At 71.0% G+C, this 17621-nt stretch carries 17 protein-coding genes and 1 pseudogene; 15 read left to right on the top strand and 3 right to left on the bottom strand.

The window, feature by feature from the left end; all coding sequences use genetic code 11:
* Nucleotides 1–36: 36 nt before the first annotated feature.
* Nucleotides 37–1074, bottom strand: a complete 1038-nt coding sequence (locus tag AB8P05_RS06885; protein WP_472759294.1) for a DctP family TRAP transporter solute-binding subunit — start codon at nt 1072–1074, stop codon at nt 37–39.
* 53 nt (nt 1075–1127) lie between these two features.
* On the opposite strand from AB8P05_RS06885, the gene AB8P05_RS06880 reads away from it, so the two are divergent.
* The 7 genes from AB8P05_RS06880 (at nt 1128) to cowN (ending at nt 5722) form a co-directional block, all read left to right on the top strand.
* Complete coding sequence (locus AB8P05_RS06880) at nt 1128–1439, top strand: hypothetical protein (protein WP_472759293.1); 312 nt, start codon at nt 1128–1130, stop codon at nt 1437–1439.
* On the top strand, nt 1436–1819 hold the full coding sequence (locus AB8P05_RS06875; RefSeq protein ID WP_472759292.1) for an OmpA family protein: 384 nt from the start codon (nt 1436–1438) through the stop codon (nt 1817–1819). Before AB8P05_RS06880 ends, AB8P05_RS06875 begins: the two co-directional genes overlap by 4 nt.
* A gap of 89 nt (nt 1820–1908) precedes the next feature.
* A complete protein-coding gene (locus tag AB8P05_RS06870; protein WP_472759291.1) occupies nt 1909–2373 on the top strand; it encodes a cupin domain-containing protein in 465 nt (154 codons plus the stop codon).
* Between the two features lie 90 nt (nt 2374–2463).
* Nucleotides 2464–3609, top strand: coding sequence for a UDP-3-O-(3-hydroxymyristoyl)glucosamine N-acyltransferase (gene lpxD, locus AB8P05_RS06865; RefSeq protein ID WP_455172485.1), 1146 nt, complete (start codon nt 2464–2466; stop codon nt 3607–3609).
* A gap of 144 nt (nt 3610–3753) precedes the next feature.
* The gene (locus AB8P05_RS06860; RefSeq protein ID WP_472759290.1) at nt 3754–4536 is read left to right on the top strand and encodes an RNA methyltransferase; all 783 of its coding nucleotides are present in this window, start codon (nt 3754–3756) and stop codon (nt 4534–4536) included.
* Between the two features lie 22 nt (nt 4537–4558).
* Nucleotides 4559–5281, top strand: coding sequence for a LytTR family DNA-binding domain-containing protein (locus AB8P05_RS06855; RefSeq protein ID WP_472759289.1), 723 nt, complete (start codon nt 4559–4561; stop codon nt 5279–5281).
* A gap of 144 nt (nt 5282–5425) precedes the next feature.
* Entirely contained in the window at nt 5426–5722 is a 297-nt protein-coding gene (cowN, locus tag AB8P05_RS06850; protein ID WP_455172482.1) for a N(2)-fixation sustaining protein CowN, read from the top strand.
* 16 nt (nt 5723–5738) lie between these two features.
* On the opposite strand, the gene AB8P05_RS06845 is transcribed toward cowN, so the two are convergent.
* Nucleotides 5739–7097, bottom strand: coding sequence for a PQQ-dependent sugar dehydrogenase (locus tag AB8P05_RS06845; RefSeq protein WP_472759288.1), 1359 nt, complete (start codon nt 7095–7097; stop codon nt 5739–5741).
* Between the two features lie 291 nt (nt 7098–7388).
* On the opposite strand from AB8P05_RS06845, the pseudogene AB8P05_RS06840 reads away from it, so the two are divergent.
* From AB8P05_RS06840 to AB8P05_RS06805, 8 genes and pseudogenes are all read left to right on the top strand, one after another.
* Nucleotides 7389–9896, top strand: a pseudogene (locus AB8P05_RS06840) (ATP-binding protein); the annotation flags it as partial.
* 146 nt (nt 9897–10042) lie between these two features.
* Complete coding sequence (locus tag AB8P05_RS06835) at nt 10043–11263, top strand: response regulator (protein WP_472759320.1); 1221 nt, start codon at nt 10043–10045, stop codon at nt 11261–11263.
* Between the two features lie 8 nt (nt 11264–11271).
* Entirely contained in the window at nt 11272–12189 is a 918-nt protein-coding gene (locus AB8P05_RS06830; RefSeq protein ID WP_472759287.1) for a diguanylate cyclase domain-containing protein, read from the top strand.
* Nucleotides 12186–13358, top strand: coding sequence for a molybdopterin-binding protein (locus AB8P05_RS06825; protein ID WP_472759286.1), 1173 nt, complete (start codon nt 12186–12188; stop codon nt 13356–13358). Before AB8P05_RS06830 ends, AB8P05_RS06825 begins: the two co-directional genes overlap by 4 nt.
* Nucleotides 13359–13500: 142 nt before the next feature.
* Nucleotides 13501–14862, top strand: coding sequence for a molybdopterin biosynthesis protein (locus tag AB8P05_RS06820; protein ID WP_472759319.1), 1362 nt, complete (start codon nt 13501–13503; stop codon nt 14860–14862).
* Complete coding sequence (locus tag AB8P05_RS06815) at nt 14862–15356, top strand: substrate-binding domain-containing protein (RefSeq protein WP_472759285.1); 495 nt, start codon at nt 14862–14864, stop codon at nt 15354–15356. Before AB8P05_RS06820 ends, AB8P05_RS06815 begins: the two co-directional genes overlap by 1 nt.
* A 238-nt stretch (nt 15357–15594) precedes the next feature.
* Entirely contained in the window at nt 15595–16170 is a 576-nt protein-coding gene (locus AB8P05_RS06810; RefSeq protein ID WP_472759284.1) for a sigma-70 family RNA polymerase sigma factor, read from the top strand.
* Between the two features lie 10 nt (nt 16171–16180).
* Entirely contained in the window at nt 16181–16867 is a 687-nt protein-coding gene (locus AB8P05_RS06805) for a ChrR family anti-sigma-E factor (protein ID WP_472759283.1), read from the top strand.
* Between the two features lie 21 nt (nt 16868–16888).
* Here the strand turns inward: AB8P05_RS06805 and mtgA are convergent, their stop codons facing one another.
* A complete protein-coding gene (mtgA, locus tag AB8P05_RS06800; protein ID WP_455172474.1) occupies nt 16889–17563 on the bottom strand; it encodes a monofunctional biosynthetic peptidoglycan transglycosylase in 675 nt (224 codons plus the stop codon).
* Nucleotides 17564–17621: the final 58 nt, after the last annotated feature.

The raw sequence follows: 17621 nt of genomic DNA, 5'->3' as shown, positions 1-17621 counted from the left end.
CGCTCCGTCACGGGTTCCGCCGTACGGCGAAGGCCGTCACTTCCGCTCGGCGATGGCGGTCTGGGCCGCCTTCACCAGATCGGGGCCGATCTGCTTGGCCCACTTGTCGAAGACCGGCTGGGTGGCGGTCTGGAAGGCCTTCTGCTGCTCCGGCGTCAGGCGCACCACCTCCACGCCCTGGGCGGCGATGTCCTTCAGCAGGCTGTCGTCCTCGGCGGTGATGCCCTTGCGGGAGAGGGCGACCTCTTCGGCCGCGGCCTGGACGGCGGCGGCGCGCACGGCCTCCTGGTCCTCCTTCGACCAGCTGGCCCAGACCTCCTTGTTGACAACGAAGATCAGCGGATCGGCGACATAGCCCCACAGCGTCAGGTTTTTCTGGCCCAGCGTCGCCAGCTTGGCGGCGACGAAGATGGTCAGCGGGTTCTCCTGGCCGTCGACCGCGCCGGTGGACAGCGCCGGCTGCGCGTCGGCCCAGCTCATCTGCGTCGGGTTGGCGCCCAGCGCGGTGAAGGTGTCGAGGTAGAGCGGCGAGCCGACGACGCGGATCTTCAGACCCTTCAGGTCGGCCGGCGTGCGGATCGGGTGCTTGGAGTTGGAAATCTCGCGGAAGCCGTTCTCGCCCCAGGCCAGCGGCACCACGTCCTTGGTGGCGAGCAGGTCGAACAGCTTCTTGCCCACCTCGCCCTTGGTCAAGGCATCCAGCGCCTTGTGGTCGGGCATCAGGAAGGGCAGGGAGAACAGGTTCAGCTCCTTAACCTGCGGCGACCAGTTGATGGTGGAACCGACCGCCATGTCGATGGTGCCCTGGCGGAGTGCGGTGAACTCCTTGGTCTGGTCGCCGTTCACCAGCGAGCTGCCGGGGTACATCTTGATGTTGATGCGCCCGCCGGTCTTCTCCTTGACCAGTTCGGCCCAGCGGTCGCCGCCGATGCCCCAGGGGAAAGGCTTGCCCAGAACGGTGGAAAGCTTGTACTCCGCCTTGTAGTCGGCAGCGTTCGCAGCACCGGCCAGAACGGTGGGAACCGTCAGCGCGGCCAGCGCGATGCCGGCGAGCAGAGCCTTCAGCGATTTCATGCTTGTTTCCTCCCAAGCGCCCTACACGAAAGATACGGACCGGGATCGTACAGATGCACGCAGGACTGTTCCACGGGCAATGTGATACGACCGTCCGCGGTCCGAACAATGCCGCCATGCAGCAGAGCCGCGTTGCACCCATGCGGCTCGGCCTGATGCTCGGTGCTTGCGTCTGGCTGGTTCTGCCGGTCGCGGCCTTGGCTCAGGCACTGCCGAATCCGGCCATGCCGATGGGACCGAACCCCAGCGAATGCGAGATCCAGGCGGCGCTGCTCGGCACCACCGGTCCCAACTGCCCGCCGGTGGCGATGCAGCGCCCCGCGGCTCCGCCGCCAGCAAGCGCCGCCGCTCCCCCGGCCCGGTGACGCTGCCGCCGCTGCCCGGCCCGGCCGCCCTGCCGGCACCGGAACTGCGGGCCGCCTTCCGGGTGGAGTTCGACTTCAACTCCGCCCGCATCAAGCCGGAGTCGCAGGCGATCCTGGACAAGGTGGCGACGGTGATGGCGGCGGCGGGCAACACGCGCTTCCGCATCGTCGGACACACCGACGCCGTCGGCGGCGATGCGGCCAACCTCGCCCTGTCCAGGCGGCGGGCGGCGGCGGTGGTCGAATATCTGGCGACCCGCCATCACATCCGCCGCGACCGGCTCGAGGTGTCGGGCATGGGCGCGCGGGATCTGCTGCTGCCCGACGATCCGAAGGCGGCGGCCAACCGGCGGGTGGAGATCGTCAATCTGGGCGGCTGACTTTTTCGATCCCGCCGGGAACCTTCGGGGGCTCGCGGTGTTGCGCAGGGGCGCCGCCGACCCTTGACACCGTCCGACCGGGAGAGCCGATGCCCGATTTCACCCCCGTGCCCATCGAGAGCCGCCGCATCGCCGATGACGAAATCGGCAAGCCGGCGGTCTTCGGCGCCATCCTGTCCGGCCAGCCGCAGGAGATCCACCGCAACCTGTTCGACGGCGACTATGGCCGCTTCAAGTCGGGGGTGTGGCAGTGCACGCCGGGCATCGTGGCGATGAAGGACTGGCCGTACCATGAGTTCTGCGTCCTGCTGTCCGGCCGCGTCATCATCACGCCGGAGGGTGGAACGCCGCGGGAATACCGGGCCGGCGACGCGCTGGTCCTGCCGATGGGCTTCACCGGCACCTGGGAGATCCTGGAGACGGTGCGCAAATACTATGCGGTCCAGGCGCGCCAGCCGACGCTGCGGCGGGTGAAGGAGCGGGTGAAAGGCTGGCTGCGGCCGGGGGCCAAGGGCGGGCAGGCGGGGGATGCGCAGGCAGGGGCCGCGTTCTGACACCTCGCCATCGGCCGGATGCCCGTGTTAGGGTCCGCCGCGCCGTCCGGCAGGGCGGTTCGTGAAGATTCTGACACCGGTGCTCCCCCCATGACCCAGCCTGCCATGCCCCAGTCACCCCGTACTTTGGCCGAGATCGCCGAAGCGCTGGACGCCCGGATCGAGGGCGACGGCTCCATCCTGGTCCGCCGCGCCGTCCACCCGTCGGAGGCGGAGGGGCCGGAGGATCTGGCGCTCGCCATGGACAAGGACCTGCTGGCCCTGCTGCCCGGCAGCAAGGCGGTCGCCGCCGTGGTCGCGGAGGGGGTCGAGGTTCCCGCGGAGATCGAAAACCGCATCGTGGTGAAGCGTCCGCGCTATGCCATGGCCGGGATGCTGGACCTGTTCGAGAAGCCGGTCCATGCCGAGCCGGGGGTGTCGCCGCAGGCCTATGTGGCGCCCGACGCGGTGGTGGCGCCGGATGCCTCCATCGCGCCCTTCGCCTATATCGGTCCGCGCGCCCGCATCGGGTCCGGCGCCATCGTCCTGCCGCACGTCACCGTCGGCGCCGACGCGGTGATCGGCGACGGCTGCCTGCTGCATCCCGGCGCCCGCATCGGCGAGCGGGTGGAGATGGGCGCGCGCTGCATCGTCCATCCCAACGCCGCCATCGGCAACGACGGCTTCAGCTTCGTCACGCCGGAACCGGGCAGCGTCGAATCGGCCAAGTCCACCGGCCGCGTCGTCGGCACCAACGTGCTGATCCGCCGGGTGAACTCCATCGGCACGGTGATCCTGGGCGACGACGTCGAGGTCGGGGCCGGCGCCACCATCGACCGCGGCACGGTGACGGCCACCCGCATCGGCAGCGGCACCAAGATCGACAACCTCGTCCAGATCGGCCACAACGTCCAGGTCGGCACCAACTGCATGCTGTGCGGCCATGTCGGCATCGCCGGCAGCACGGTGATCGGCGACCGCGTGGTGCTGGCCGGCAAGGTCGGCGTCGCCGACCATGTGAAGATCGGCAGCGACGCGGTGGTGGCCGCCAATTCCGGCGTCGGCATGGACATCCCGCCGAAGTCGGTGTGGATGGGCTATCCCGCCGTGCCCCGCGCCCGCGCCTTCGAACAATACAAGGGCCTCGCCCGCCTGAAGCGCCTGTTCGCCGACGTCTCCGACCTGAAGAAGCGCCTGACCGCCATCGACGGCGGCCCGGTGAAGGTCGAGGCGGAGAAGGCGGAACAGCAGGAATAGGCGGCGTTAGACCCCCACCTAACCTCCCCCGCTGGGCGGGGAGGGACTGCCGCCACCCTCCCGAATAAGCACCTACCCCCTCCCCGCCCAGCGGGGAGGGTTGGGGTGGGGGCAAGTGTTTGCCACTCGAACCACTGTCGTCCCATGACCTCCGGCCAGAACCCCACGCGTGAGTCCATCCTCGGCGGCCCCGCCGTCATCCTGGTGCAGCCGCAGCTCGGCGAGAACATCGGCGCCTGCGCGCGCGCGATGCTGAATTGCGGGCTGACCGACCTGCGCCTCGTCAAGCCGCGCGACGGCTGGCCGAACCCGAAGGCGAGCGCCGCCGCATCGGGCGCCGACCTCGTCATCGACAACGCGAAGATCTTCGAGACGACGGCCGAGGCGGTCGCCGACCTGGAGGCGGTCTACGCCACCACCGTGCGCACCCGCGACATGATCCAGCGCTTCGTCACCCCGCGCGTCGCGGCGGGCGAGATGCGGGAGCGCTATGCCGCCGGGCAGAAGGTCGGCGTCATGTTCGGGCCGGAACGCACCGGGCTGGTCAACGACGACCTGACCTTCGCCCAGACGCTGGTGACGGTGCCGCTGAACCCGGCCTTCTCCTCGCTCAACCTGGCTCAGGCGGTGCTGCTGATCGGCTACGAATGGTTCCAGGCCGGCGACCGCACGCCCGACCGCTTCCTGCACACCGGCCAGACCCGTCCGGCGACGATGGCGGAGCGGGTGAACTTCTTCGAGCGGCTGGAGGCGGCGCTGGACCGCACCGGCTTCTTCACCAGCGAGGAGAAGCGCCCGTCGATGGTCCGCACCCTGCGCAACGCCTTCGAGCGGATGGAGATGACCGAGCAGGAGGTGCGCACCTTCCACGGCGTCGTCGCCGCCCTGGTGCAGGGCAGCCGTCGGAAAGGCGAGAGCCAGGACTGAATCATCGCTATAGTGGGCGTCCATGGACTACGCGCTGCAGAACATGGACGTCGGGCTGGTGCTGCTGGACAGCGCACGGTGCGTGCTGTCCCTCAACCCGGCGGCGGTGCGGCTGCTGGGGGACCGGGCGGCCGGACTGATCGGCGCCTATCTGCACGACCTGCATCCGCCCTCGCACCGGGCCAAGGTGGAACTGCTGCTGGCCGCGGCCGGCGATCCGGCCGCTCCGGCTTCGGCCTGTTCGATGATGGTGGCGCTGCCCGGCCGGGTGCTGGTGGTGAAGGCGACGGCGCTGGCGCCCGCCGCGACGGTGGCGGAGGGGAATGCCGTGACCGCTCTGATGCTGATGGAGACGGGACGGCCCGTCACGGCCGAAACGCAGGCACCACCGCCATCGGGACATGCCGTCGAACCGCTGGTCAAGCTGCCGGTTGAGAAGGGGCAGGGCATCGTCCTGCTCGACCCGGCGGATGCCGTCTATCTGCAGGCCGACGGCCATTACACCACCGTCCACACCGGCGACGGCGCCTTCTTCTGCGGCCTGCCCTTGTCGGAACTGGAATTGCGGCTCGACCCGCGCTCCTTCGTGCGCACCCATCGCGGCTACATCGTCAACCTGCGCCATGCCCGCGCGGTGGAACGGCAGGACGGCCGCGCCGCCTTCGTCATGGCCGCCCCCGGCGCGCCGCGCGTGCCGGTCAGCCGCAATCGGGCCGAGGCGCTGAAGAAGCGGCTGGCGCTGTAGCCGCCTCCATTCATGCAACCATCCCGCCGTTCGCGCAGGCCTGATGCGGCTGGTGCAGTGCCGCTTGCGGGCGGGGTCGCGGGCGGGGAAGCATCGGCGCCATGTTCCCCACCCCTGGCAACCGGCATGAGGAGGCCGCATCCCGTGGACAGCATCGACGCGCCCGACCGTTACGTCTCGTTCAAGGGGATCGACTGCGAGGGCAACAGCCGCCGCATCATCGAACGGCTGTACATGCACATCGACGACCCGGCCAAGACCAACGCCTTCTGGGAGCGGTTCCGCGCCAAGCTGGCGGTCGCCGAGGATCCGCTGAAGCGGCAGGCCGACGGCCTGTGCCTGCTCTGCTCCAACATCTATTACATCGCCGACCTGTTCGAGGAGCATGACGACGAGGACGGGCTGGCAATGCTGCGCCAGCTGGAGGACGAGTGCTGCTGAGCGCGGGTCGGCGCGGTCAGGGCCTGACGGCCGGTTCCGGCTCCCGGTCCGCCGCGGCATAGGCGACCCGCCAGACCGAACCGGAGGCGTCCTCGGCGATCAGCAGGGCGCCGTCGGCGGAGACCGCCAGCCCGCTCGGCCGGCCCCAGACCCTCGGGGTTTCGTCGCCGTCCGACCGGCTGTCGATGCGGAAGCCGGTGACGAAGGTCTCGTAGGTGCCGGTCGGGCGGCTCTTGTCGAAGGGGGCGGTGTCGAAGGGCACGAAGACGATGGCGTAGCCGGTGGGGCGGGACCGGTTCCACGACCCGCGCAGCGCCACGAAGGCGCCCATGCGGTAGCGCTCCGGGAAATGGGTGGCGTCGCCGAACACCAGCCCGATCGGCGCGGAATGGGCCTGGAACAACAGACCCGGCACCAGCGCCCCCCTGACCAGATCGGGCCGCCGCCCGGCGAGGTCCGGCTGCGGGTTGGCGCCGATGTAGGAATAGGGCCAGCCATAGAAGCCGCCCGGGGTCACCGCGGTCAGGAAATCCGGGACCAGCTGGTCGCCCAGCCCGTCACGCTCGTTGACGACGGTGTAGAGGTCCCCGGTTCCCGGCTTGAAGGCGAGGCCGACCGGGTTGCGCAGCCCGCCGGCGAACAGGCGCTGGCCGCTGCCGTCGATGCGGAATTCCTGGATGGTGGCGCGCGGCTCCGGCTCCACCCCGATGTTCCCCTCCGATCCGATGCCGACGTAGAAATGCCGTCCGTCCGGCGCCACCGCGACGGAGCGGGTGTTGTGCCCGCCGCGCTTTCCCAAGGCGCCCTCCGGGGTCAGCCGCCGCCGTTCCCCGGCCTGCGCGGTCCCGGCGGTCCAGGGCAGCCGCCAGACCCCGTTCAGGTCGCCGACCAGAACCGCCCCGTCATGGAAGGCGAGGCCGAAGGGATGGTCGAATCCCGCCGCCCACACCTGGGCCATTTCCGCATGGCCGTCGCCGTCGGCGTCGCGCAGCAGGGTCAGGGTGCCCGGCCGCTGCTGCGCCACCAGCACGTCGCCATTGGGCAGGACCAGCAGATTGCGCGCATTCTCCAGCCCGTCGCGGAACAGGGTGACGGTGAAGCCGCGCGGCGCCCGCAGCGGCTGGTCGGCGGGACGCGGCACCAGCACGGCCTCGTTGGCGACTGCGGGCGTGGCGTAGGGCTTGGGCAGCGTCTCCATCCGCACATGCACCTCGGCGCCGACCGTCTGCATCGGGTCGGCCCGCACCGGTCCCGTCATTGCCGACTGGGCCAGCGCCGCCGCAGCCGGGAAGGCGCCGACCGCCAGGGCAATCAGGCCGGCACCCAGGAGATTGGCCGGATGGAGCGTGACGGGGGCGGGGCGGCGGTCGGCCATCGGTCGGGCACTTTCGACGGGGCGGGGGCGGAAGGGGCGGCATGACAAATATGGGTCACGATGCCGCCGGCCGCGCCCGAAGGCAGGCGGTGCAAGGGGGCTGTACCGTAGGGGTCCCCCGCAAGCGCCGGATGTCCCCATCCTCACCGTTGCGCCCATGAAGTTGCTTGCCGTCGTAGAGCGCGCCGGACCATACTCCGACCGATGTAGGCTGAATGGCCGGCGGCGGGCGCCGGCCGGCGGCGGGGCACGGCGGGCGGGGCACGGCGGCGGCATGGCGGCGGTTCGGCAATGATGGACAGAAATGCGCTCGACGCTGCGGCACCCGCCCTGTCGCCCGCCCGAACCCGCCTGCTGCTGGCCGCCGCCTTCGCGCTGATCGCATTGCTGGGCATCGGCTTCTGGGGTTACGTGGTCTGGGCCGACCGGACGGAGACGCTGCGCCATGCGCAGGAGCAGGCGCAGGCGTCCGCGCGTCTGTTGCAGGAGCATGTGCGCCGGACGGTCGCGACCGCCGACCTCGCCATCCGCCGCAGCCAGGATCTGATAAGCCGCTACGGCATGCCCGGGCTGGACACCAATCGCGAGGCGTGGATCACCGTTCGCGACATGGTCGACGCCCTGCCGGAGATCGCGGCCCTTTGGATCCATGGCCCCACCGGCGACAATGTGCTGTCCAGCCGCCAGTTTCCGGTGCCGCACGGCAATGTCTCCGACCGCAGCTATTTCCAGGTTCATCGCGACGGCGCCGAGTTCCATGTCGGCGAGCGGATCACCGGCCGTCTGACCGGTTCCCAATCCTTCACGGTCAGCCGGCCGGTCCTGCAGGACGGCCATTTCCAGGGGGTCGTCCACGCCAACATCGACCTCGATTATTACCACCAGCTGTACGAAAGCCTGGACCTCGGCGCCGGCTCGGCGGTGGCAGTCTACCGCACCGACGGGGAGGCGGTGCTGCGCTTTCCGGAAAGCGAACCGCTGGACGCTCCGGACGGCAGGATCGTGCTGCGCCATGCCACGGACGCCTCCGTCGGGACCTTCGAGGTGGAGGGACCGATGCCGGGAAAACGGCGCATCCTGTCCTACCAGCGCGTGCCGACCCTGCCGCTGGTCGTCTTCGTCGCCCTGTCGGAACGGACGGAGCTGGCGGCATGGCGGGAACGGACGGTCCGCGGCAGCATCCTGGTCGGGCTGGCGGTTCTGGCCTGCGCCGGGCTGGCCTGTGCCGCCCTGCGCAGCCTGGAGCGCGAGGTGGCCGGCCGCCGCCGGCAGGCCAACACCAATGCCGAACTGGACGCCAAGAAGCGGGAACTGGAGATCGCCAACGAGGCGTTCGCCAGCGCCAACCGCCGGCTGAACCTGATCCTGCATTCCGCCTCCGACAGCATCTGCGGCGTCGACCGTCAGGGGCGGATCACCTTCGCCAACCCCGCCACCTCGGCACTGACCGGCTATGCCAACGAGGAGCTGCTGGGCGGCAACCTGCATGCGCTGATCCATTCGCGCCGCGCCGACGGTTCGCCCTTTCCGGCGCTGGAATGCCCAGTGACAGCGGTGCTGCTGAGTGGGGAGGGCCGGCGCGGGCTGGAGGACACCTATTGGACCAAGGCCGGGAAGCCCTTCCTGGTGGAATACACCGCCTCGCCCATGCTTGCCGACGGCAAGGTGGAGGGGGCGGTGGTGGTCTTCCACGAGATTGCCGAGCGCAAGCGGGCGGAGGCGGCGATGCAGCGCGCCCGGCTGGCGGCGGAGGCGGCGAGCCGCGCCAAGAGCGAATTCCTGGCCAACATGAGCCACGAGATCCGCACGCCGATGAACGCGATCCTCGGGCTGATCCACCTGCTTCAGCAGACGGAGTTGACCGACCGGCAGGCGGACTATGTGCACAAGGTGCGGGTGTCGGCCCAGTCGCTGCTGGGCATCCTGAACGACATCCTCGACTTCTCCAAGGTGGAGGCCGGCAAGCTGGATCTGGAGCGGGTCGATTACCGCCTGGACGACCTGCTGCAGACGCTGGCGGTGATCGTCGGGTCCGCCGCGCAGGAAAAGGACATCGACGTCCTGTTCTCGGTGGCGCCCGATGTGCCGCTGGACCTGATCGGCGATCCGCTGCGCCTGCAGCAGGTTCTCATCAACCTCGCCGGCAACGCCATCAAGTTCACCGAGACCGGCGAGGTGGTGGTGGCGGTCAGGGTCCGTTCGCTGTCCAACGACCGCGCCGTGCTGGACTTCGCCGTCCGCGACACCGGCATCGGCATCGCGCCGGAGCAGCGCGAACGGCTGTTCCATGCCTTCAGCCAGGGCGACAGCTCCACCACCCGGCGCTTCGGCGGCACCGGGCTGGGTCTGGCCATCTGCACGCGGCTGGTCAGGCTGATGAACGGCGCCATGGAGGTGGAGAGCGAGCCCGGCAAGGGCAGCACCTTCCGCTTCCATGCGGAGTTCGGGCTGCATGCCGGGGCCGGACAGGCCGGGCGGCTGCCGCGCCAGGTTCCGCGCGACCTGAAGGTCCTGGTGGTGGACGACAACGCCACCGCGCGCGAGGTGCTGGGTGAGATCGCCGCCGCCTTCGGCTGGGCGGTCACCGCCTGCGGCGACGGACAGGCCGCCATCGACGAGCTGGAGCGTGCCGCGGCGGACGGGCACCCGTACGACATCGTGCTGATGGACTGGAAGATGCCGGGGATGGACGGGATCGAGGCGGCGCGCCGCATCCGCGCCGACGCCCGCGCCGGCACCCCGATGATCATCGTCATCAGCGGCTATGGCCGCGACCGGCTGGGCGCCCGTTTCGAGGAGACCGGGGCCGCCGGGTTCCTGGTGAAGCCGGTCACCGCCTCCACCCTGCTCGACGCCGTCACCGTCGCCTATGCCCGGACGGCGCCGTCCGGCGAGGGCGTCCGCCTGCCCGCCGCCGTTCCGGCTCCAGCGTTTCCCACACTTCGATCCGAAGCGGAGAGCGGCGGCTTGCCGGACGGGGGCTTTCCGGGGCGGCCTGGGATGCCAGCCGGGCGCTGCATGGTCGCCGGCTGCTGCTGGCCGACGACAATGCCATCAGCCAGCAGGTCGCGCGCGAGATTCTGGAGCGTGCGGGTGCGGCGGTCACCGTGGCCGCCAACGGGCGGCAGGCGGTGGAGTGCGTGCGTGCGGCCGACCAGCCCTTCGACGCCGTGCTGCTCGACGTGCAGATGCCGGACATGGACGGATTCGCGGCGACTGCGGCGATCCGGGCGCTGCCCGGCGGCCGGAAGTTGCCGATCATCGCGATGACCGCCAGCGCCCTGCCGGCCGACCGGCAGCGCTGCCTGGACAACGGAATGGACGCCCATGTGCCGAAGCCGCTCGACCTGCCGCAGCTGTTCGCCACGCTGGCCCGCCTGATCGGGCCGCCGCTGGTCGCCATCCGGCCGTGCACGCCCTGCGCCGCCGGACCGATTCCGTCACGCGGCCAGACCATGCTGACCGTCGCGGCCGCTCCCGGCGCCAAGCCGGCCTACCGCACCGTCGCACCACCCGCACCGCCGTCCGGCCAGCTGCCCGGCGAACTTCCGGGGCTCGATCTGGCCGACGCGCTCAACCGGTTCGGCGGCGATTGCGGGCTGTTCCGCCGCTTCGTCGGCCAGTTCGCGTCGGGCTACGGCGATGTCGCCGGCCGGATCGCGGCGGCGCTGGCCTCCGGCGACCTGACCGCGGCGAAGGGCATCGCGCATGAACTGAAGAGCGTCGCCGGCAATGTCGGCGCCGTGCGCCTGTCCGCTGCCGCCGACGCGGTGCAGATCGCCGCACAGCGCGGGGACGCCGCCGCGGCCAAGGCGCAGCTGCCGGTGATGCATGCCGAACTGGCTCTGGTGCTGGAGAGTGCCGCCCTGCTGGCGGCGGAGGCGCCCCGGACCGGCACCGCGGAGGAGGGGAGCGATCCCGGCCGGTCGGCGGAGAGCCGCAAGGAGCTGGCGCGGCGTTTGCCTCAGTTCGCAATATTGTTACACGACAGCAACTTCGCAGCGGCGGAAGAGTTCGCTATGCTGGCACCGTTGCTGGCGGATTGGGTCGATCCTTCGACCATGAAGGGGCTCTCGTCGGCCATCGACGGTCTTGACTTCATCAAGGCGCTTGGGATCGTGCAGCGTATCGCGCGGGACCTCGGCCTTTCGTTACCGACGGTCTGAACGCGCCAATGGACGAACTCCGCCCGAAAATCCTGGTGGTGGACGATATCCCGTCCAACGTCCATGTGCTCAGCCGCATCCTGAAGGACGACTACGACATCTATTTCGCCACCGACGGCGAAAAGGCGCTGGACCTTGTCCAAGCGCGGATGCCCGACCTCGTTCTGCTGGACATCATGATGCCGGGGATGGACGGCTTCGAGGTGTGCCGCCGCATCAAGGCCGATCCCGCCACCCACGACATCCCCGTCATCTTCATCTCCGCCAAGAGCGAGGTGGAGGACGAGACACGCGGGCTGGAGGTCGGGGCCATCGACTTCATCACCAAGCCGATCAGCCCGCCCATCGTCCGGGCGCGGGTGCGCAACCACCTGCTGCTGAAGCGCCAGACCGACCTGCTGCGCAGCCTGTCCTTCCTGGACGGGCTGACCGGGATCGCCAACCGCCGCCGCTTCGACGATGCGATGACCCGCGAGTGGCGGCGCTGCGCCCGCTCGCACCTGCCGCTGTCGCTCATCATCCTCGATGTCGACCATTTCAAGGCCTACAACGACCATTACGGCCATCAGGCCGGCGACGAATGCCTGCGCATCATCGCCGAGGTGCTGGCGGAGCGGGCAAGGCGGCCGAGCGACCTCGTCGCCCGCTATGGCGGGGAGGAGTTCGTCTGCCTGCTGCCGGAGACCGACGGGCCCGGCGCCACCCGCGTTGCCGAAGGCTTCCGCGCCGGCGTCGCCGAACGGCGGGTCCCGCATGCCCAGTCGCCTGTCGCCCCCTACGTCACCATCAGCCTCGGCGTCGCCACCGTGATCCCGGCCGCCGACGACAGCCCGGAAGGGCTGGCGGAGATGGCCGACCAGCTGCTCTACCGGGCCAAGCGCGCCGGCCGCAACCGCGTGCAGGACGCCACGGTGCCGGCGCTGTGACCGCCCCGACCTCAGACCCTGCATTCCGCGACGTCCGCAGCCGCGGCTTCTCCCGCCGCTCGGCGCTGGCGGACGCCTGGGCGTGGATCGACGGCCGGACCGCACCGCCGCCCGCCCGTCCTCTGCCGCTGGCGGACTGCGCCGGTCTGGCGCTGGCGGAGGATGTTGCGGCGCTGGGCGACTGGCCGGCGGCGGACCGGGCGGCGGCCGACGGCTATGCCGTGGCGGCGGCCGACACGCTGGGCGCCGGCTCCTACAATCCGGTGCCGCTGGTGGGCGCGGTGGCGGTGGTGGCCGGCGATCCGCTGCCGCCGGGCTGCGACGCGGTGATCCCCTATGAGTCGGCGCAGGCCGCCGGCCCCTTCGTCGAGGCGGTGGACGCGGTGGCGCCCGGCAGCGGGGTGGAGCGCCGGGGCGCCTGGACGATGGCCGGAAGCCCGCTGCTGCCGGCCGGGCGGCGCCTGCGTCCCTCCGACCTCGGCCTGCTCGCCGCCGCCGGGTACAGCGTTCTGCCGGTTGTGCCGGCGCCGCGGGTGCGCATCCTGCTGGCCGGCGGTCCCAAGGCCGGCGCGGCGGAGCAGCTGGGGGACATGCTGGCAGCACTGGTCCGGCGCGACGGCGGCACCGTCGAGGCGGTCGTTCCGCTGCCCGCCGACATGGACGCGCTGGCCGACGCCTTCGCCCGGCACGGCGCCGACCTGATCCTGTCGGCCGGACGCACCGGCACCGGTCCGGACGATGCGTCACCGCCCGCCCTGGCGAAGGTCGGCAGCCTCGACCTTCACGGCATCGCCATACGGCCGGGCGGCAGCGCCGGGCTGGGCGCAGCGGGCGGCACCCCGGTCCTGCTGCTGCCGGGGGAGCCGATGGCGGTGCTGGCTGCCTACGAGCTGCTGGCCGGGCGCGCGGTGCGGCGTGCCGCCGGCTTGCCGGCCGGGCTGCCCCATGCCACGGTTCAGGCGGTGACCGCGCGCAAGCTGGTATCGGAGATCGGCTGTGTCGACCTGCACCGGGTGCGGCTGGACGGTGACGGCCGGGTGGAGCCGGTGGGCTCGCCCGGCTGGCCGGGACTGGCGGCGGCGGTGCGGGCCGACGGCTTCGTCCTGATCGGGGCGGAAAGCGAAGGCGTGCCGGACGGCGTTGCGGTTACCATGTATCGTTTCGCCTGATTCTTCTCTGCAAGGGTTTGCCGCGTGCACAGTTCCGACCGCAGCCGCGAGGACATCCGCCGTTTCGTCGCCCAGGCCGCCCGCCAGGACCAGTTCCTCGAGGTGGTGAGCGGGGAGGAGGCGCGCGCCCGTTTCCACCGCCATCTCGACCTCGCCCCGCGGGGAGGAGCGGGTACCGCTGGCGGCGTCCCTCGGCCGCGTGCTGTCCGCCGACGTGGTGGCGGAGGTGGACGTGCCCGGCTTCGACCGGTCCGTGGTGGACGGCTTCGCCGTGCGCGCCGCCGACACGGTGGGCGCTGCGGAGGACAACCCGGTCGCCCTGCGCCTGAACGACGAGGTGCTGGCCGCCGGCCACGCCCCCGAACTGACGGTGGAGCCCGGCACCGCCACGGTGATCGCCACCGGCGGCATGTTGCCCCGCGGCGCCGACGCCGTGGTGATGGTGGAGACGACGGAGGCGGTGGAGCGGCCGGACGGCCTGTTCGTCACGCTGACCCGGCCCGCCACCCCCGGCGCCTTCGTCGCCGCCGCCGGCTCCGACATCGGCCGGGGCGAGGTGGTGCTGCGCCGGGGGCAGTCGCTGACCTCGCGCGAGATCGGGGTGCTCGCCGCCATCGGGCTGGCCGAGGTCGCGGTGGTGCGCCGGCCGCGCATTGCCATCCTGTCCACCGGCGACGAGATCGTGGCGCCCGGCCAGCCAATCCGCACCGGGGCGGTCTATGACAGCAACGGCGCCATCCTGGCCGCCGCGGTGGCCGAACTGGGGGCGGAGCCGGTGCCGCTGGGCATCGCCCCGGACGAGGACGCGGCGCTGGAACGGCTGGTCGCGAAGGGGCTGGAGTGCGATGCGCTGCTGCTGTCGGGCGGCACCTCGAAGGGGGCGGGCGACCGGTCCCACCGCATCGTGGCGCAGCTGAAGGATCCCGGCATCGTCGCCCATGGCGTGGCGCTGAAACCCGGCAAGCCGCTGTGCCTTGCGGTGACCGGCGGCAAGCCGGTGGTGATCCTGCCGGGCTTCCCGACCTCCGCCATGTTCACCTTCCACAGCTTCGTCGCGCCGGTGATCCGCGCCATGGCCGGCCTGCCGCCCGCGACGGCGGAAGAGGTGCCGGCCACCCTGCCGGTGCGGCTGGGGTCGGAGCGCGGGCGCACCGAATATGTCATGGTCTCGTTGGTCCACGGCGCCGACGGAGACGCGCTGGCGGCCTATCCGCTGTCGAAGGGATCGGGTGCCGTCACCGCCTTCAGCCATGCCGACGGCTTCCTCGCCATCGACGCCCAGGCCGAGGCGGTGGAGGCCGGCACGCCGGTGTCGGTCCAGCTGCTCGGCCGGTCGGTGGCGCCGGCCGACCTGATCGTGGTGGGCAGCCAGTGCATCGGCCTCAACGCCGTGCTCGGCGGCCTGATCGGTGAAGGGATGACGGTGAAGGCGCTGAATGTCGGCTCGATGGGCGGGCTGGCGGCGGCGCGGCGGGGGAGTGCGACATCGCACCGGTCCATCTGATGGATCCCGCCACCGGCACCTACAACACGCCCTTCCTGGCGCCGGGGCTGGAGCTGGTCACCGGCTATCGCCGGATGCAGGGCATCGTTTTCCGCCGCGGCGATCCGCGATTCGAGGGCAAATCGGCGGCCGAGGCGGCGGCGGCCGTCGCCGGTCTGGCCGACTGCATCCTGATCAACCGCAATGCCGGCAGCGGCACCCGCATCCTGACCGACCGGCTGCTGGGGCCGGCGCGGCCGACCGGCTACTGGACGCAGGCCAAGTCGCACAACGCCGTCGCCGTCGCGGTGGCGCAGAACCGTGCCGACTGGGGTGTTGCCATCGAGACGGCGGCGAATATGTACGGGCTGGGCTTCCTGCCGCTGCAGGAGGAGCATTACGATTTCATCGTGCCAGCCGCCCGCCGGAATCGCCCCGCCGTCTGCCGCTTCGTCGAGGCGCTGGAGACGCCGGAGGTGGCGGAGGCCCTGCGCGCCATGGGGTTCATGCGATAGACTCCGATCAATTCTTGCGACGAATCCGAACAAAATGCCGCGGGCCTGGATTTTTCGTGATCCAACGGCCGGGCGGTTGCGTACCGACGGTCACGATGCGACATACAGCCCGGCGTGACGGCCAGGGGCGTGCGAGGTTGGTCCAAGCGGCCTGACGAGCGGGAGCGCTGCTGCGAAATCCGGGAATGGGTGCCATCCCCGGCTTGTGCGGCGGCCGATGTTCCCCTTGAATGGGACCATGCAGGACCAGCACACCCCCGCGGCCGACATGGCCCCCAGCCTGGAAGACCTGCTCGTCGCCGTCGGGCGCGAGCGGGACCGTCAGGCGTTCGGGGTCCTGTTCGGCCATTTCGCGCCAAGGCTGAAGACGTATCTGCGCCGGCTGGGATGCGATTCCGGCGCCGCGGAAGAGCTTGTTCAGGAGGTCATGCTGTTGGTCTGGCGTCGTGCCGAAACCTACGATCCGATCCACGCCTCGGCCGGTACCTGGGTGTTCACCATCGCGCGCAACAAGCAGATCGACGTGTTGCGCCGCGAACAGCGGCCGGAAATCGACCCCGACGACCCCGCGCTGGTCCCCGAACCCCAGGAGGCCGCCGACCGCCGGATCGAGGCGAAGGAAAGCAGCGGCCGGCTGCGCGCCGCGCTGAAGGACCTGCCGCCCGAACAGGCTGAACTGCTGCGCATGGCCTATTTCGAGGACAAGCCGCACAGCGTCATCTCCGCCGAGCACGGCATCCCGCTCGGCACCGTGAAATCGCGCCTGCGTCTGGCGATGGAACGCCTGCGCCGGTCGCTGAGGGATGTGGGATGAGGCATTTCCGATGATTCGGCCGAGCCACCATCCGGGCGACACCCTGCTGATCGACTATGCCGGCGGCGCCCTGTGCGAAGGCGCGTCGCTGGCCGTGGCGACTCATCTGGCCTTCTGCCCCGCCTGCCGCCACGAGGTGGCGGAGATGGAGGCGGTCGGCGGCGCCCTGCTCGACGAGCTGGAGCCGGAGCCGCTGTCCGACGGCTGCCTGGAGGCGCTGATGGCCCGCCTGGACCACGAGCGGCCGGCGCCCTGCCGTCCCGCACCGAAGCCGTCGCCCGGGCAGTCGCGCTATCCGGAGCCCCGCTATCCGGAGCCGCTGCGCAGCTATCTGCGCGGGCGGCTCGATGCGGACGGACGGATCGGGGAAGGCAACTGGCGCTTCATGCAGCCGGGCATGCGGTGCATGGACCTGCTGTCCGGGCCGAACGGGACCACCCGGCTGATCCGCATGAAGGGCGGCGTCGGCGTGCCCCGCCACACCCATGGCGGCATCGAGCTGACCGTGGTGCTGGAGGGCGGCTTCTCCGACGAGTTCGGTGCCTTCCTGCCCGGCGACCTCGCCATCGGCGACCCGTCTCTGGTCCACCGGCCGGTGTCCGACCCGGAAGGCTGCCTGTGCCTCGCCACCACCATCGGCGGGCTGAGGCTGACCGGACCGGTCGGGCGGCTGTTCAACCGCTTCATCAAGTTCTGAGGCGGGCCGGCCGGCGGGGCGTCACCGCGCGCAGTCGGCCAGCCCGTCCCGGCGCACCACCGCCATCCGCCGCTCGATCACCCCCGCCCGGCGGGCGACATAGGGGCCGGGGCGGGTGGGCGACCAGTTGCGCGGGCTGGGCAGCACCACGGCGAGCAGCGCCGCCTCGCGCCGGGTCAGCGCCGCGGCGGACTTGCCGAAATGATGCTGCGCCGCGGCTTCCGCACCATAGACGCCGTCGTCCCACTCCACGATGTTCAGATAGACCTCCAGGATGCGGCGCTTGGTCCACAGCCCTTCGATCAGCAGGGTGAACCAGGCCTCCGCCCCCTTGCGGGTCCAGCTGCGGTCGGGCCACAGGAACGCGTTCTTGGCGGTCTGCTGACTGATCGTGCTGCCGCCGCGCAGGCGCTTGCCCTCCTCGTTGTCCTCGAAGGCGCCCTCGATGGCGGCCCAGTCGAAGCCGCCATGACCGCAGAAATTGCTGTCCTCCGATGCGATCACCGCCTCCACCAGGGCCGGCGAGATGCGCTCCAGCGGTTCCCAGTCGCGCGCCATGCCGGAGCCGCCCAGTGCCCGGATCAGCATCAGCGGCGTGGCCGGCGGCGGCACCACCCGGTAGAGCGCTGCCCATAGGATGGTGAAGGCCACCAGCCCCGCCACCCCGATCAGCGCCCAGCGCAGCAGTCTCCGCATAAAGTCCCGTCCCCGCTCGGCCCTTCCGGACTTCCCTCAATGGGGGTGAAGCGGCGGT

The organism is Azospirillum sp. VT-I1 (assembly GCF_055698305.1).
Note: the sequence above shows the minus strand (reverse complement) of the source record. Positions and strands in the feature narration are given on the sequence as shown.

Bases quoted from the DNA above. Each gene is read 5' to 3' on its own strand.
- AB8P05_RS06810 (WP_472759284.1), top strand. From the start codon at position 15,595: ATGCAGGACCAGCACACCCCCGCGGCCGACATGGCCCCCAGCCTGGAA.
- AB8P05_RS06870 (WP_472759291.1), top strand. From the start codon at position 1,909: ATGCCCGATTTCACCCCCGTGCCCATCGAGAGCCGCCGCATCGCCGAT.
- mtgA (WP_455172474.1), bottom strand. From the start codon at position 17,563: ATGCGGAGACTGCTGCGCTGGGCGCTGATCGGGGTGGCGGGGCTGGTG.
- AB8P05_RS06845 (WP_472759288.1), bottom strand. From the start codon at position 7,097: ATGGCCGACCGCCGCCCCGCCCCCGTCACGCTCCATCCGGCCAATCTC.
- AB8P05_RS06855 (WP_472759289.1), top strand. From the start codon at position 4,559: ATGGACTACGCGCTGCAGAACATGGACGTCGGGCTGGTGCTGCTGGAC.
- AB8P05_RS06815 (WP_472759285.1), top strand. From the start codon at position 14,862: ATGGATCCCGCCACCGGCACCTACAACACGCCCTTCCTGGCGCCGGGG.
- AB8P05_RS06830 (WP_472759287.1), top strand. From the start codon at position 11,272: ATGGACGAACTCCGCCCGAAAATCCTGGTGGTGGACGATATCCCGTCC.
- AB8P05_RS06885 (WP_472759294.1), bottom strand. From the start codon at position 1,074: ATGAAATCGCTGAAGGCTCTGCTCGCCGGCATCGCGCTGGCCGCGCTG.
- lpxD (WP_455172485.1), top strand. From the start codon at position 2,464: ATGACCCAGCCTGCCATGCCCCAGTCACCCCGTACTTTGGCCGAGATC.
- AB8P05_RS06880 (WP_472759293.1), top strand. From the start codon at position 1,128: ATGCACGCAGGACTGTTCCACGGGCAATGTGATACGACCGTCCGCGGT.
- AB8P05_RS06805 (WP_472759283.1), top strand. From the start codon at position 16,181: ATGATTCGGCCGAGCCACCATCCGGGCGACACCCTGCTGATCGACTAT.
- AB8P05_RS06860 (WP_472759290.1), top strand. From the start codon at position 3,754: ATGACCTCCGGCCAGAACCCCACGCGTGAGTCCATCCTCGGCGGCCCC.